Raw genomic sequence first — 16348 nt, 5'->3', positions numbered from 1 at the left:
AGACGAACAACCCATGCCACGGCAACTGAAGGCGGCTCTGGTCGAAGCCGGTCACAGAGTCTTCGGAGGATACTCAGCGCTTCTGCGACTGCCTCATACGGCGCGGTTCGCAGTAGGGTCGGTCATTGCCTCCATGCCTTTCCCCATGGTGGGCATGACCATCACCATCTCGGTGCAGCACTACTACGGCAGTTATTCCCTGGCCGGAGCCCTGACCGCCATCCAGGCCGTGGCCCTGGCCTTGGTCAGCCCCATGCTGGGCAAGTTGGTTGACAAGTTCGGCCAGCGACAGGTCTCCATCCCCACGGTTCTGGTCTGGGTTGTGGCCGCCACGGTCCTGATCACAGCCATCACCACCCACGCTCCCACCTGGGTGCTCTATTTGGTCACCCCCTTCATGGCTGCCATTCCGCCCTGGGGAGCCATGAGCCGTAGCCGGTGGACGCACCTGCTGCGCGGCGACCACCGTGCCACCAACCAGGCCCTGTCCCTGTCAGGGGTCTTCGACGAGGCCATGTGGGTGATCGGCAACCCATTGGCTTCAATACTGGCGGTCATTTCAGGCGTGTTGGCTTTCTCTTTCACCGGGATCTGTGTGCTGGTCGGGGCCTTGATGTTCCTCTCCTGTCGAGAAACCGAGCCCCCTTCACAGACGGACATGGCCCGCGCCCAGGGCATCACCCGCAAGGAGTACCGGGAGCGGCAGGCTCAGCAGGTTGCCCGTCTGCGTGCCCAGGAGGGAGGGAACGGACGCAGTGGCGCCTTCTGGAGCGCTGGCATGATCGCCATCTGTGCCACCTGGTTCGGCCTGGGAGCCTTCCAGAGCGCTGCATCCATCTCCATCATCGCCTTCGCCACCGAGCAGGGGATGAAGCAGATGACCGGGTTCGTCTTCGCCTGCTTCTCCTTCAGCTCTCTGGTCGGCGCTCTGCTCTACGGGGCCAAGAACTGGATCATCCCTCTCTGGAAGCGTTTCTACTTCTGCCTGCTAGTGGTCAACCTGGGCATCGGAACCTTCATGTTCGCCAGGAATCTGTGGACCATCATGGTCATCTACCTGATCATCGGTGTCTGCCAGGCACCCACCTGGATCAATGGCAACCAGCTCATGCTCCACCTGGTGCCGCCCATCCGCTTCACCGAAGGCATGGCCTGGCTGAGCGCCATGAATTCGATCGGGTCCTCGGCAGGTTCGGCTGTGGCCGGGCAGTTCATCGACCGTTACGGATCCCAGGGCGGGTTCGGGGTGGTCACTACCCTGGCTCTGGCCTCGCTGGCCATCGCCTTTGTAGGCTTCCGTCAGATTCGCAACAGCACTGAGGAGCCCATTCTGACCGAGCTACCCGCCTAGGGCATAACGTAAGGCTTTTGCACACAAGCGGTTCCCGGCACTCCGTCAGCACAGGAGGAATGATTGAATGGGCTACCGTGCGTAGATTAATCGGACAGCTGCTCAAGTTCGGCATCGTGGGCGTCATCGCCTTCCTGATCGACATCGGCATCATGAACCTGCTGATCATGGGGCCGCACCTGAACAATGTCCTGGCCGGGGCCATCTCCTTCCTGATCTCCCTGGTCTTCAACTACCTGGCCAGCATGCGCTACGTCTTCAAGCATCGGGAGGACATGGCCCGATGGATGGAGATGACGGTCTTCCTGGTCTCCTCAGTCATAGGCCTGGGAATCAATGAGGTGATCCTATGGATGGGTACCGCCATGCTGCCCCCGGATGCCATCACCACCATGCACGCCCGGTACCTGCTCTACGCCAACATCGCCAAGATCACTGCCACCGTCGTGGTGGCCATCTGGAACTTCCTAATCCGCAAGTGGCTGCTGGACGCGCCCGCGCCTGGCAAGCCGGTCAACCCGCGTTCGGTGGCCCACCGTCTAGGAGCCTGGTCCCTGAGTCATCGTCCCTTTGGCTGGCGCTGAGCTCCATCAACCCGGTCGAGGCTACTATGGGACAGGAATATAGTCAGCCATTCGCCTGGCGGACCGGAAAGGAAGCACCATGCCCGTTATCCACACTCATGTAAGCACACCCATCACCGCCGAACAGCGCGAACGGATCAAGACCGCCTATGGCAAGGCCATCACCGCCGTCCCCGGCAAGTCGGAAGGCTGGCTCATGTGCCCCTTCGAGTCGGACATGCCCATCTACTTCGCCGGTGATGACAGCAAGCCTGCCGCCTATGTGGAGGTCAACGTCTTCGGCAGCGACGTGCCCAAGTCCGCCTGGGAAAGCCTGACCAAGACCATCATGGATACATTGGAATCGGAGCTGTCCATCCCCAAGGACCGCACCTACATCCGCTACACGGCTACTACTGACTGGGGTTGGAACGGCGGCAATTTCTAAGTTGAGTAATCCCCAGTAACGCATAAGGAGGCCTTCCCGCGCATAATCTGCTGCGGGAAGGCCTCCTGCTTAAGCCCAGATCCCTATTTCAAAGGATCGTTTGTGGGATAATCGGAGTCGGATCTGCTACTCAGCGACGACCTTGACCGTGAAAGCGGCCGAGATCTCGGGGTGCAGGGCCACGGTTGCCGGGAACTCGCCTGTGGTCTTGATGGTCTCCACAGAGATGGTGCGGGGGTCCACGTCGGCCAGAGGGCGAAGAGCCTGGGCGATGGCATCGTTGGAGATACCGCCGAAGAGCTTGCCCGAATCAGACACCTTGGCTGCGATCTCGACGGTCTGCCCATCGATGGCTGCCTTGGCGGCCACGGCATCCTCACGAGTGGCCATGGACTTGGCGCGACGGGCCCGCTGCAGAGACTCGATCTGCGCAGCAGCGCCCTTGGACCAGGCGAAAGCCAGCCCCTGGGGGATCAGGAAGTTGCGCGCATAACCGGGCTTGACCCCGACAACGTCGCCCTTGTGACCCAAATCAGTCACAGTATCGGTCAGAATAACCTTGGTTTCCTTTGCCATAATCCTGACCTCCCTCAGCGACCGTTGGTGGCGTAGGGCAGCAGGGCCATCTCGCGGGCGTTCTTGATGGCCTTGGAGATCTCGCGCTGCTCCTGGACGGTGACGCCGGTGATACGGCGGGAACGAATCTTGCCGCGGTCAGAGATGAACTTGCGCAGCAGAGCCACGTCCTTGTAATCGATGGTATGAATCTTGGCGGCCCTTAGAGGATTCGGCTTCTTCTTGAAGGGCTTGACCGGCGGTTGCGGCCTTTTACGTGACATTGGTACTCCTTAAATGAATGATGACGCTATGAAACTTCAGAATTCGGGTTCGTCCCCGGAACCACCGAACTCGCCGGTGGAACCGAAGGATCCGAAGGAATCGCCGGACCCGGTCGATGACCAGGGATCCTGAACAGGGGGCTGCTGGCTCTGCGCTGGCTGCTGACGACCCATGGGGGCCGATGCCGCACTGGCGCCGCCCTGGTAGGAAGCCCCACCCTGGTAGCCGCCGTTGTTGGAGCCGGCGAAACCACCGCGGGATCCACCGCCACCAGTGTTGGCGTTCCTGGTGACCTGGGCGGTGTTCCGTGTCAAAGCGGGTCCAATCTCGTCCAGACGCAGCTCCACGACCGTGCGGTTATTGCCCTCACGATCCTGATAGGAGCGCTGCACCAGACGACCCTGGGCGATAACCCTCATGCCCTTGGTCAGGCTGGCCTGAATGTTGGAGGCCATGGGGCTGTAGGTGGAATCCCAGGCCGAGCAACGCATGAAGAGCGAGTCGCCGTCCTCCCACTGCCCCGAGTTCCTATTGAACTGTCTGGGCGTGGACGCGATGGTCAGATTGGCCACCGTGCCTCCGTTGGAGGTCGTACGCACCTCCGGATCCGCAGTGAGATTGCCCACCACGGTGATGTATGTATCTCCCGCCATGTCACGACCTTTCCTCGGAATGAGGATTTGGGAATGAGCCTATTGGGGCGAATCCCGCACCCTTGAACCTTCGACGCTTCGACGTCCTTTGCTGTTTGCTTACTTGTCGTCCTTGCGAAGAATCTTGGTACGGATGACGGACTCGTTCAGGTTCAGCACACGATCAAGCTCAGCGCTGGCGGAGGGCTCGCAGGTGTACTCGACCACTACGTAGTTGCCTTCCTTGTGCTTGTCGATCTCGTAGGCTAGCTTGCGACGGCCCCAGACATCAATATTGTCGACAGAGCCGCCTTCCTTGGTGACCACCTCGAGATACTGGTCGGTCAGCTTCTTCAGCGAGCGCTCATCCATGGCCGGATCGGCAATGAACATCAATTCATACTTATGCGCAGACATCACCCACCTCCTTTGGACTTACAGGTCACGGGCCTTCCGTGACAGGAGGGTGTAGCACATCAACCCGCTATGCAACTTATACATAGACAGATAAACCATATATTATCTATCGTGCCAGACAACCTGGCAGGTTGACATCAACGGGTTCAGTTCCTTGAATCAGAGATTTCAGTGGCCTTCTTGCCGATACCGCAATTCCGTCGTTTGTTTTGCAGGCATCCACCAAGATTCGTGCCTCTTGTACCATTCAATAGTGGCCTCAAGGCTCTTGGCGAAATCGGCCTGAAGAGGCTTCCACCCCAACTCGCGCCGTATTTTTGAGGCATCAATAGCGTATCTTCTGTCAGCTCCCGGCCTATCCCTTACAAACTCCACTTCGTCAAGAGGCCGGTTCATCATTGCCAGAATCATCCGCACCACAGCGAGATTGCTGAGGCGATTATCCGCTCCAACCAGATAGGTTTGCCCCAAACCACCCCGACGGTAAACATCCCAGATGGCTCTGCAATCATCCTCTACGCTGAGCCAGTCCCGAACATCCTCGCCCTGGCCATACAGCTTGGGCCTGTGACCAGTCAGAATATTGGTTATTTGCCGGGGAATGAACTTTTCCACGTGCTGGAACGGACCATAGTTATTTGAGCTGTTCGTTATGGTCACTCTGGTGCCGTAAGTCCTCCACCAGGCCCTGACCAGATGATCAGAGGCCGCCTTCGTCGCCGAATACGGACTCGATGGACGATAGGGACTGCTCTCATCAAATTTCGTCACATCCCCAACGGATGTATCGCCAAAGACCTCATCCGTAGATACATGATGAAAACGCAGGTCATGGCGTCTCGCGGCCTCCAAAAGAACGTAGGTCCCATAAACGTTGGTATGAATAAAGGGAGCAGCATCCCTAATGGAATTATCATTGTGCGATTCTGCTGCAAAATGGATGATTCCATTAATATGATGCTGCTTGACGATTTGCTCAACCAAGGATGAATCGCAGATATCACCCCTGATCACTATGGGCTTGCGCGACAAACCATCCAGATTATGCGGATTGGCGGCGTAGGTCATCTTATCCAGAACAACGACCTTCGCCTGCGGATTCACTCGGGCAAGATATCGAACAAAGTTGGAGCCAATAAAACCTGCACCGCCGGTGACAAGAAGGCTGGCAACTTCATCCTTATCCGTCAATCCATGTCCTCCATGCCGGTACGGACGATCTCCATGCTTCTGTCATTGATCAGGCCTGCAAAATTGGTAGTGCCATGATTGCGCACCACAAAATCGCAGGCGTTCTCATCGCTGGTGAAAGCGAGCTGCTCGTAATTGGAAAGGTTAGTGACGTCAGGGATGATCCGCATAGAGGCAATGATGCGGAAGTTCCCATCATTGAAGAGCTTGAGCGGCATGGAAAAATGAACCAGATGATGCCCTGGGGCATTGACATGGAAGTGGGCTCCGCAATCATAGGGGACCCCTCCCCGACCGGTATCCATGACCGACATGGGTATGTAGAAGTCGCTGTCTCCCCGATAGTCATACTCCACATCGAACTCGAAGGTGTCGTCACAGGTACGCAGCTGAGGCGACACTGGCAAGACCCTAAAGATAGGCACCTGATCGCTCAGTCCTGGCTCATGTTCCTGCTTTTCCACCTTCTTTTCCGTTTTTTTCTGCCCAACCTGGAGGTTCTCCAAGGTGTACTGGCTGGCAACATCATTCTTATCGCCAGAAACCACGATCTCGCCGTCACGGATCAGGATGGCTTTGTTGCAGTATTTCTTGACGGAATCCATGCTATGCGTAACAAGAATGACCGTTTTAGTCGGATCTTTCTTGATTTCAGTGAAGAAATTATCGCATTTGCGCTGGAAGGCCTCATCACCGACTGCCAAAACCTCATCAAGCACCAGAATGTCGCCTTGTGCCTTGATGGCCACGGAAAAGGCCAGTCTGACCTGCATGCCGCTGGAGTAGTTTTTCAGCTTCTGATCCATGAATTCGCCCAGCTCGGCAAAATCAACGATTTCGTCGTACATGGCTGCTACCTGGTCATGAGAGAAGCCGAGAAGCGCGCCGTTCAAAAAAACGTTCTCCCGGCCGGTCAATTCAGGATTGAAGCCCACGCCAAGCTCGATGAACGGCACCAACTTGCCTTGAATATCCACACTGCCGTGTTCCGGCACGTAGATTCCCGAGATGATTTTCAGCAGTGTGGACTTGCCCGAGCCATTTCTTCCCACGATGCCGAAGAAATCGCCCTGGTGCACTTGAAAGTTGATGTCTTTAAGAACAACCTGCTCTCTGTACCCTTTGATTCCCTTGGTCCAGTTGATGAAAGCCTGCTTTAGGCCAGTGGCCTGCTCAGTCGGCAACCTGAAGGACTTGGCCACATGGTCAACAGAGAGCACGACTGGCCGATCATCAAACTGATCAACATCTTGCATTACAGAACCTCCGCGAATTTTCTGCTATGCGACCGAAAGACATACAGGCCGAACATGAAAATAAGAACCGTCAATAGCAAAGGAATGAAAGCGAACAGCTTATTGCCGTACAGGGTCCAAACAGTGGGCACGTTCTCAGGAGAAATGAGATTATGACGCACGTCCATGATGACCTGGGCTGCGGGATCCAACAGCATGAATTTTGCAATCAAAGGATAATTCTTTTGCACCATGGACAATGGGTAAATAATGGGAACAGCATAAAACATAGCCTGAAGAACCACTTCCCAGATATGGGCGATATCACGATAATAAACGAACATCGTGGATAGGATCATGGCAATGCCCAGGGCAAGGATATAGAGCTGAAAAACATTGAGAGGGACTAGGAGAATCCTCCATGTGAAATGAGCCGTAGTGAACAGCCCGAAAACGATGACCACGCCCAGATTGATGGCCAGGCTGATCATGGAACCCATCGTGACTGACGCTACGATGATGTATGTAGGAAAATGAACCTTACGCAGCAGGTCTCCACGGTTGACAATCGATTGCAGCCCCATGCTGGTGGCTTCCGAGAAGAAACTCCACAGGCAGGTGCCGCAAAGCAGAACAATGGGGAATGTGGGCGTTCCGTCGGTGAAATGAAGGAATCTCACAAAGACCACATACATGACGCAGAACAGCATCAGTGGCTTGAGAACCGACCACAGTACACCCAGGAAGGACCCTTGGTACCGAAGTTGAAAATCTGTCTTCACCAACTCTTTGAAAACGATAAACGAGTAGCGATACCTTTGCTGTAGTCGCTTTAAAGAAGCTTTCACAAAACTCCTATTCTACTGAACTCGTCCAATAGCGCAAAGGCTCATTATCGCAGGGAACCTCTTGCAAGGCAGCAGTTTTACCTTATATAAACAGGAAGCCCACAATTGGGAAGTAACATAAGTACCAACCACCGAGCGAGGAGTCTTATTCGGCATGAATAACGAGGACAGGCAAAACGGGCAGCGAATAAAAATCTATGTGGCCACCCGCGCACGCGTTGCAGCCCCGCAATGCGATGCGATCAGTCTCCTGCAAGTCGGAACAGCGCAGGCACCGGAAAAGCTCCCGCACATGCTTCACGACGACAGCGGGGACTCGATCTCTTCGCTCAACGCCATGTATTGCGAGCTCACTGCACAATATTGGGCTTGGAAAAACGTCGATGCCGATTACTACGGATTCTGCCACTACCGTCGCTACTTCGATTTCAGCGGCGTACCCCACCGGGCCAACGACTACGGCGAAATCATGGACGACTTCATCGACGAGGCCGCTGCACGACGGTATGGCCTGGATGATGAATCCATCAAGCGCCAGGTGATCGGATGGGATGTCATTACCTCTCCCGTCAACAATGTTGAAGCCATGGGGGGGTATCATTCGCTGATCCAGCATTATGCAGGCAACGATCACCTGCGAGTCGGCGACCTCCGCCTCATGTATGAGATTCTTTGCAAGAATTACCCCGACTACAGGGAGGATGCGGATGCCGTATTGCACGGCGACAAGGGTTCTTTCTGCAACATGTTCATAATGAAGAAAGCAATCTTCCGCCAATATTGCCAGTGGCTGTTTCCGCTCCTGCAAAAGTTCACGGCCTTATGGGATACATCTACGGCCGACATTGAACGCCTGAGAACGCCGGGACACCTGGCTGAAAGGCTGCTCAACATCTTCCTTTGCCATCATCAACGCACCAGCGGGAATTGGAAAATCAAGCAACTGGGATGCGTGCACTTCCGTTATCCCGATGCTCAGGAAACTGCTGAACCGGCAAGCGCAACGGACAAGGCTGTACCCGTGGTACTGGCGGCCGACAACGCCTATGTGCCTATGCTGGCCACGACATTGACGTCCATACTACGCAATTCATCAGCTAATCGTCAATACCGCATCACTGTCCTGGAGCAGGATATATCAAAGGACAATCAAGAAATCCTTGCAGGCATATTCGCAAAATACCCCTGGTGTTCTTTGCAATTCCTTAATGTACGGCAGCGTATGGCCGGCAGGGCTCTGACAACCAACAACGGTTTTATCAGCAATGAAACCTATTACCGATTCCTGATCCAGGAGGTGCTGCCTCAATACGACAAGGTGGTGTATTTGGACTCCGACGTGGTTGTCAACCGAGACATAGCCGAGCTCTACGATACCGACGTCAGCCAGTACGCCGTGGCAGCAGTCAAAGATCTGGACTTTTTAGGCAACCTGGGGTATTCCGATGGCAAGCGTCTGCAATACGCCCGCAATGTGTTGCGCCTGAAGCACCCATATTCATACTTCCAGGCCGGGGTGCTGGTGATGAACCTGAAGGCTCTCCGAAGAATACACACCACCAACGAATGGATGCGGCTGGCAGCAAACCCTCACTACATATACAACGATCAGGACATACTCAATATGGAATGTCAAGGAAAAGTCAGGTTCCTTGACGGTCGGTGGAACGTCCTGCACGATTGCAACGACCGTGTCGAGACGGTCTTTCGGTATGCGCCTGCACAGGCGTTCAAGGAATATGCGCAAGCCCGTGAGGAGCCCTATATTGTTCATTATGCCGGCTTCGACAAGCCCTGGCTGGATCCTTGGTGTGACCTATCCACCTGGTATTGGCTGTACGTCCGGCACTCCCCACTTTTCCACCAGATACTGGCGATCATGACCAAGACCGGGTCTCTTTCAACCGGACATCATAAACGTCTTATTACCGAAGACAGCCCTCTTAGGCAGTATGCCGACAAGATACTTCCTGTCGGCTCCAAGAGGCGCTCCCGCGTCAAATCACTGCTGCGAGTCATACTGCATAAAGCGTAAACAGCATTGGCATGCGCATTGGCAATTGACTGCTTCTACTCTCGATGCCACAAATCGCGGGTATAGACCTTGTCTGCCACATCGTTCAATTCCTCAGTCATCCGGTTGCACACAATCAGATCACATGAGGCCTTGAATTCATCGAGATCATGGGTCACCCTATGCCCGGCGAAACTATCGGCAGCCATGGGCTCGTAAATGATGAAATCCACACCCAGGCTATCCAGGTACTCCATAATGCCCTGGATGGAACTTGCACGGAAGTTATCCGAACCCTTCTTCATGACCAGCCGGTAGATTCCAGCCAGTTTGGGCTTGCGTGAGGCGATTTGCTCCGCTATGAACCGCTTTCGCGTATCGTTGGATTCAACCACGGCCTTGATCAGGGTCTGCGGCACATCCTTGTAGTTGGCCAGCAACTGCTTGGAGTCCTTGGGCAGGCAATACCCGCCATAGCCGAATGAGGGGTTGTTGTAGTAATCGCCGATTCTGGGGTCCAGGCACACACCCTTGATGATCTGTGCCGTGTCCAAACCGCGAACGTCGGCGTAGGTGTCCATTTCGTTGAAGTACGAGATCCTCAGTGCTAAATAGGTGTTTGAGAAGAGCTTGATGGCCTCTGCCTCAGTGGCCCGGAGCAACAGGCAAGGAATTCCGTCATCCTCAGCGCCCTGCTGGAGCAGCTGAGCGAACTGCTCACCATAATGCCTCCAGTCCTGCACGTGGTCGGAAGGTATACCAACGACAATCCTCGATGGATGCAGGTTATCGGCAAGCGCATGGCCCTCGCGAAGAAACTCGGGTGAGAACACAATGCGCAATTGCGGATAACGCTTGCATATGGTCTCGGTATACCCTACCGGAACCGTCGATTTGATGACAATGCATGCCTGGGTGTGCCGTTCAGCCAACCTCTGGAGCTCATGCTCGATTGATGAGGTATCAAAGTAGTTGCGCTCCTCGTCATAATCGGTCGGAGTGGCAAGAACAATGTAATCCGGCTCCTCGTAAGCCCAGTCAGGATCCAGCGTAGCTTGCAGGTTGCATTTTCCGGAAGCAAGAAAAGCGCTGATCTCAGAATCCTTGATGGGCGAATGCCCTTGATTGATGGCATCGACCTTGTCCTTAAGAACATCCAGGGCTCGCACCTCATTGTGCTGTGACAACAGACAGGCCAGGGACAGACCGACATAGCCAGTACCTACGATCGTTATTTTCATACCTAACAGTCTACAGTTCATCCCATACTGGGAATGCCAGGGAGCCAGTTGTGTAATCCAGCTGAATATTCAATGGTTATGCCCCTGCCTATTGCGGCATCCAGGTAAGATACGTAAAGACTTCGTCGCCCCCGATTAGCTATACAAGGAGATGCCAGCTATATGCCAAAGATCTCAGTCGTAATTCCTGCCTACAACGTGGGCAGGTACCTTCCGGAATGCCTTGCCAGCATCAGCTCACAAGATTATAAGGACTTCGAAGCTCTGGTCATCAACGACGCAAGCACGGACAACACGGCGGCCGTTGCAGCGGAAGCGGCCGGCAAAGACGAGAGAATTCGATTGGTGGAGCACCCCAGCAATATGGGCACCCATTTGACAAGACGCACTGGCGTGCAGGAAGCCAAGGGTGAGTACACCTTCTTCCTAGATGGCGACGATGCTCTGGCGCCTTCCATGCTCAGCGAGCTGTCAGAGGCCATAGACCTTCACCCTGCTGACATCATGCATTTCGGCATCACTGTGACGGCCGCAAACGGCACTCTGGACAGAGAACGGCAGGATTTCGAGAGCTTCAATAACAAGCCCACCAAGCCAAGCCAGGGTCTTGATATCGTTCGCGACATTTTTGATGAAGACCGCGGACAACAGGTGGACTGGCGGTTCACCCAGCGGCTCTATAAAACGGCCCTGCTCAAAAAAGCCTTTGCCGCCATGACCGACAATCGTCTAGGCCGCTCCCAGGACGGGTACGAGTGCTTTGTCACCTCAGCGCTTGCGCGGTCCTATCAGCCGATCAAGGAATGCAGGGGATACCGCTATTACTATGGCCGCGGAATCAGCGGCACCGCGCAGATTACCCCCAAGCTGTACGCACGATATTGCCGGGAATTCCAATCGAACTTTGCAGCTGCGTATGACTTCGCCAACAGCCAGCACTCGGCCATATTGCAGAAATGCGCCTTGGGCTTCGAGCATAAGGGCACGGAAATACTGGCCAATGACTGGCTGCTGCGCATCGATGATGAGCATAAGGCCGAGGCCGCCCATGCTATGAGCGACGTTTTCGGCCCCGCCATCACCGGCCGGGAGATCTATCGCTTTATTCGAGATAGGGCATATGACTTTCTCCATCAGCAATCCGCCATTGATGACACGGACCCTCTGTGGAGCTGGAAAGCCATCGCAGATAGGATATTTGTGAACTCTGCTCCCCCTCTGCAGCTTGAACGCTATCAAAGCATGCGCAGCAAGGCCGATGAACATCTAAGCGATCTCAAGGCCCGACAGACGATTGATGCCTATAACCGGCAACGCATCAGGATTTTTGTAACAACGCACAAAAAGGTCGACATCCCCAAGTCCGAGATTCTGCAGCCCGTGCAGGTAGGCCCTGGCCTTAAAAAGGCAAGGATGAAGAATACCCTGCACGATGATGACGGCATCAACATCTCAGAGAAAAACCCCAGATACTGCGAACTCACCACACAGTACTGGGCATGGAAAAACGTCGACGCTGACTATTACGGCTTCTGCCATTACCGCCGATACTTTGATTTCTCCAAGGACACCCACAGGGAGAACACTTACGGGGAAATCATGGATGACTATATCGACGATGCTGCCATCAAACGATATGGCCTGGACGACGCAACTATCTCTGCAACTGTCAAAGGCTATGACGTTATCACCACCGGCATCAAGGACCTTCGAACAACTATCGACAATTGGGGCAGCCCGCTGGCTCTGTACAGGGCCGCACCGGACCTGTATCTGAAGGATCTGCAAAAGGCCTGCGCCATCGTCATGAAGTCGCACCCTGACTATAGCGATGACGTCAAGCAGTATTTGCACGGGCATTCTTCCTGCTTCTGCAATATGTTTATTATGCGCAAGGACCTCTTCTTTGCCTACTGCCAGTGGCTGTTCCCCATACTTGACGAATTCGAGCAGAGCACCGACATGTCCGCATACAGCCAGGAGGGTCTGCGCACGCCAGGTCATCTGGCCGAGCGGCTTTTCAACATCTGGCTTATTCACCAGCGCCGGATCAAGCCCACATTGCGTATCAAAGAGCTGCAATGCGTCCATTTTACCCACCCCGAACAGCAGACGATTTGCAGGCCTCTTAAACTTGCCGACAATGCAAAAGAGATCATTCCGGTAGTCTTCGCGGCCAACGACGCCTATGTCCCCATGCTGACTACAGCCATATACTCGCTCCTGTTAAACGCATCAGACAAGTATCACTACGATATTGTCGTTCTGGAAAGGGACATCAGCAAGCAGCATAAGGCGGTCATGAGGAAGTTCCTTGTGTCCTCCCACAACATCACCTTGCGCTTCGTGAATGTGGAACGTGAAATTGCCGGCTGCAACCTTACAACCTCCAACCAACACATCAGCATCGAAACCTACTACCGCTTTATCATCCAGACTGTTCTGCCTTTTTATGACAAGGTTTTGTATCTGGATTCAGATTTGGTAGTGAACGACGATATTGCAGAACTCTACAATACAGATCTGGGTACTGATCTCTTAGCGGCTATCCACGATATCGATTACCTGGGCAACCTGAACAACAAGGATGGCAAGCGGCTGCGCTACAGCAGGCAGGTATTAGGCATGCGGGATCCTTATTCCTACTTCCAGGCAGGCGTACTGTTGCTGAACACTGCTGAGATGAGAAAACTGCACTCCCTGCCGGAATGGTTGCGGCTGTCTTCAAATACCAGCTTTATTTACAACGACCAGGATGTTCTGAACGCCCAATGCCAGGGCCGTGTGACTTATCTGGATTGGTCATGGAACGTGATACATGACTGTGACACCAGGCTGGAGCGTATATTCAGCCACGCACCAGCCAATGCCTACCGCGACTACCTCCAGTCCCGTAAGCAACCAAGGATTATTCACTACGCTGGATTCATAAAGCCTTGGAATGATGCCAGTTGTGATCTGGCTGACGTATATTGGTCCTACGCCAGACAGACCCCCTTCTACGAGAGCCTGATACAACACCTGTCAGGATCCTCCCATAACCAGGTACAGGTGGCACAGCATGAACGCGTGATTGCTGAGGACAATGGACTCCGCAGATTGGTAGACCCTATCGCCCCAATCGGCAGCGCCCGTCGCGAGATCTTGAAAACGGTAGCCAGGGCAGTGGAAGGTCGGCACTAGCCTTATCCAGATGCTGCCGGTCCTTCTGCGAAGAAGGCCGGCAGCGTCTGATTTCTTTCAGCAGCAGTGCGACGCTACTGTTCGTATCTATCCCAATCCGTTAACCGACAACTACCTCCCAAGCCCTAAAATATAAGACGCATAGACTGCTTATCTGCATGCGAATCGATATAGATTCCATTGACTCCCCGGCTCATTGGGAGAATCAAGTGCACTGATTTTCACCAGTGTTCCCCGTTGTTCATATTCATTGATCAAACGGTCGTCATGGAAGGGATAGTACTGCGCCTTGTAGGTGAACATACGCAAGCTTGGAGATTGCGGACCCATGGTCAAAAAGTACTTGTTGCTTCTTTCTTCAGGTTGGCTCTTTGCCTTATAGCTGGTCACGACAGGGCACACTGTATGCAGCAAGCGTTCGGAATCACCTGAGGCGAATGCACGTTCCACACGTCCGAACACCTGGCCATTTTTCGTATCCATGGGGTTGTATACCGGATACAACATATCCATTCCGTAGAGAGCCATTCCATACATAGAGCCATTCAAGGGGTCAGACACCACTACAGCATTGTCTTCCACCAAATTGTGTACCTTCTTCAAGGCATAGTATTTATCATGGCTCAATTGCTCCCCTGGAGTTTGCGTTTCGATATCCGTGCTACCAGCGACAATGGCCGACAATTGCCTTTTTGCCGGTTCAAAACACGAGCAGACCACCAAGACTACGACCAGAAGCAACACCGTGATCACACTGACAGGCGAGAGTTGAACCTGTGGAGAAACGGGTCGGCGTAGAGCTTGAGTCTTCAGGCTTCTGACAGGACGAGACTCAAGAAGGCAACGCAGGCCAAAGGCCAGCAAAGGAACAACCGCCAAAGGTATCATGGTCAGGGGCCGAGTCTCACCACGGTACCAGGCAGCAGTGATCACGTTGGCCACTGGCCCAGTAAGTGCGGAACTGGAAACGAAGATCAGAGCAGTAAGAAGAAATGCTCCATCCACAGCTAGTGCATCACGAAAACGCTCCTCGCAAAGCAACAGGACTGCAATAAAACATATACAGACCAACATTGCCATAAAGATACCTGCAAGGCCAGGAATGGCGTCAGTCAAAACTGTCTTCACTGCATTACCAAGACTTCTGGTAGGCCGAAAGGTATGGAACCATGACCCAGGATGCAGGTAATCCTTGCCGTGATCACGGTGAGAGACATACGCAAAGAAAAGCCCCGCTGCGAGGAAAATGCATAGAAGGAAGCAGAGAATGTCTTTTTTGGACATTTTCACCAGTATAAAAGGACCTATTAAGACCAAATAAGTAAAAGCCACTCGAGGGTGAGCCAATAACATCAGCAAGCCGAGAACAATCGTCAGCAGAGACCAACGAAGTACGTGAGCAACTGTGCGTTCGCTCCGTATAGTGACCGCATCCATTAACCTAAGACTGGAATACATCAGAAAGGGCAGAATCGACGTAGCCAGTCCATATGCAATAAGCGGTCCGGCGCTCAGCATCCAGTAGGGTTGCGCCACCGATACCACGGATAGCACTGGTACTGCAATATTAAGGATTATCCGGCATCTCTTTGATGCATCCGAATAGAAATAAGAGCACCACAGCAACATGCCCATGGGAAAGAGAAGACCTGAGGTGACCAGCCATATCAAATTCAGTCCGGTAAATATATTGACTTGAATCCCTAACCAGCTCAATACACTAAGCAAGACATAGACTAAAACATGGAACAAGGGTGGATAAAAACTATCATTAGGATTAAGCTCCCATACTACTGACAAACCGTTCTGCATAAGCTTACGAATGAAGTAATAGTGTGATGGCGCATCAATAGCCTGGATAGGCAGATTCCACATGGTCCACGTTTTGGGGAACCAGCTTGCAACAATGAGAAATGCAAGTAAAAGACCCAGGCAGTAAGACCAATAGTGTCTTAAACAGTGTCTATGACTTTTATAAGTAAATACTCCACTACTCAACCATTTAACCGGTACCCTTCTCTGCTCCTCTTGATCTGTCTTCACCTGTAAGCACCTCGGAAGTTTAGCAAACGTCATTGTTCTAAGATTAGACAGGCTCTCCTACACCGTATTTCTCAGCAGATAATTTTTCAGATTGAGCAGCTGCGTCTATCTTTGGAGACAATACTATTCAACTCATCTCAATGGTTAATTTAAGTTCACGAATCGACAATTAGTGTAGGCGGCGTGATTCTCGTAGGAGACTTGTTATCTATCAGTTAGTTATCTTGGTCTTCAAATCAATTTGTGTTTAGGTATTACGCAATATTAAAATCAGTTCGGTTACTTTACCGATTCAAATGTAGGGTTTAGTCATAACTCAGTGAAGCCCCATACAAGAGCGAG

The 16348-nt window shown here is 53.2% G+C and carries 14 protein-coding genes; 5 read left to right on the top strand and 9 right to left on the bottom strand.

The window, feature by feature from the left end:
• Window positions 1-13 precede the first annotated feature (13 nt).
• From ACVWNW_RS06105 to ACVWNW_RS06095, 3 genes are all read left to right on the top strand, one after another.
• Window positions 14-1351: an MFS transporter gene (locus ACVWNW_RS06105; RefSeq protein WP_454481697.1), complete on the top strand. Its 1338-nt coding sequence runs from the start codon at window positions 14-16 to the stop codon at window positions 1349-1351.
• Between the two features lie 77 nt (window positions 1352-1428).
• Window positions 1429-1935: a GtrA family protein gene (locus ACVWNW_RS06100; RefSeq protein ID WP_313840673.1), complete on the top strand. Its 507-nt coding sequence runs from the start codon at window positions 1429-1431 to the stop codon at window positions 1933-1935.
• Between the two features lie 79 nt (window positions 1936-2014).
• Entirely contained in the window at window positions 2015-2362 is a 348-nt protein-coding gene (locus ACVWNW_RS06095; protein ID WP_046322390.1) for a phenylpyruvate tautomerase MIF-related protein, read from the top strand.
• Window positions 2363-2488: 126 nt separating this feature from the next.
• Here ACVWNW_RS06095 and rplI read toward each other — a convergent pair whose 3' ends face one another.
• The 7 genes from rplI to ACVWNW_RS06060 form a co-directional block, all read right to left on the bottom strand.
• The gene (gene rplI / locus ACVWNW_RS06090; protein ID WP_110424820.1) at window positions 2489-2938 is read right to left on the bottom strand and encodes a 50S ribosomal protein L9; all 450 of its coding nucleotides are present in this window, start codon (window positions 2936-2938) and stop codon (window positions 2489-2491) included.
• Window positions 2939-2952: 14 nt separating this feature from the next.
• Entirely contained in the window at window positions 2953-3201 is a 249-nt protein-coding gene (gene rpsR, locus ACVWNW_RS06085; protein WP_015021310.1) for a 30S ribosomal protein S18, read from the bottom strand.
• Between the two features lie 36 nt (window positions 3202-3237).
• Window positions 3238-3855, bottom strand: coding sequence for a single-stranded DNA-binding protein (locus ACVWNW_RS06080; RefSeq protein WP_110424819.1), 618 nt, complete (start codon window positions 3853-3855; stop codon window positions 3238-3240).
• A gap of 99 nt (window positions 3856-3954) precedes the next feature.
• Entirely contained in the window at window positions 3955-4251 is a 297-nt protein-coding gene (gene rpsF / locus ACVWNW_RS06075; RefSeq protein ID WP_015021308.1) for a 30S ribosomal protein S6, read from the bottom strand.
• 168 nt (window positions 4252-4419) lie between these two features.
• Window positions 4420-5442 (bottom strand): dTDP-glucose 4,6-dehydratase, encoded by a 1023-nt coding sequence (gene rfbB, locus ACVWNW_RS06070; RefSeq protein WP_454481694.1) that lies wholly within the window; start codon window positions 5440-5442, stop codon window positions 4420-4422.
• A complete protein-coding gene (locus ACVWNW_RS06065) occupies window positions 5439-6698 on the bottom strand; it encodes an ABC transporter ATP-binding protein (RefSeq protein ID WP_454481692.1) in 1260 nt (419 codons plus the stop codon). The genes rfbB and ACVWNW_RS06065 overlap by 4 nt, the downstream gene beginning before the upstream one ends.
• Window positions 6698-7525, bottom strand: coding sequence for an ABC transporter permease (locus ACVWNW_RS06060; protein WP_046322381.1), 828 nt, complete (start codon window positions 7523-7525; stop codon window positions 6698-6700). Before ACVWNW_RS06060 ends, ACVWNW_RS06065 begins: the two co-directional genes overlap by 1 nt.
• Before the next feature lie 154 nt (window positions 7526-7679).
• Between ACVWNW_RS06060 and ACVWNW_RS06055 the strand changes: the two genes are divergently transcribed.
• Window positions 7680-9560, top strand: coding sequence for a DUF4422 domain-containing protein (locus ACVWNW_RS06055; RefSeq protein WP_454481689.1), 1881 nt, complete (start codon window positions 7680-7682; stop codon window positions 9558-9560).
• A gap of 35 nt (window positions 9561-9595) precedes the next feature.
• Here ACVWNW_RS06055 and ACVWNW_RS06050 read toward each other — a convergent pair whose 3' ends face one another.
• On the bottom strand, window positions 9596-10780 hold the full coding sequence (locus tag ACVWNW_RS06050; protein ID WP_454481687.1) for a nucleotide sugar dehydrogenase: 1185 nt from the start codon (window positions 10778-10780) through the stop codon (window positions 9596-9598).
• 162 nt (window positions 10781-10942) lie between these two features.
• Between ACVWNW_RS06050 and ACVWNW_RS06045 the strand changes: the two genes are divergently transcribed.
• Entirely contained in the window at window positions 10943-13963 is a 3021-nt protein-coding gene (locus ACVWNW_RS06045) for a DUF4422 domain-containing protein (RefSeq protein ID WP_454481685.1), read from the top strand.
• Between the two features lie 150 nt (window positions 13964-14113).
• On the opposite strand, the gene ACVWNW_RS06040 is transcribed toward ACVWNW_RS06045, so the two are convergent.
• Window positions 14114-16006 (bottom strand): DUF6541 family protein, encoded by a 1893-nt coding sequence (locus tag ACVWNW_RS06040; protein WP_454481683.1) that lies wholly within the window; start codon window positions 16004-16006, stop codon window positions 14114-14116.
• Window positions 16007-16348: the final 342 nt, after the last annotated feature.

It is taken from the genome of Bifidobacterium sp. JNUCC 75, assembly GCF_054819865.1.
This window is presented reverse-complemented; position numbering and strand designations above follow the sequence as displayed.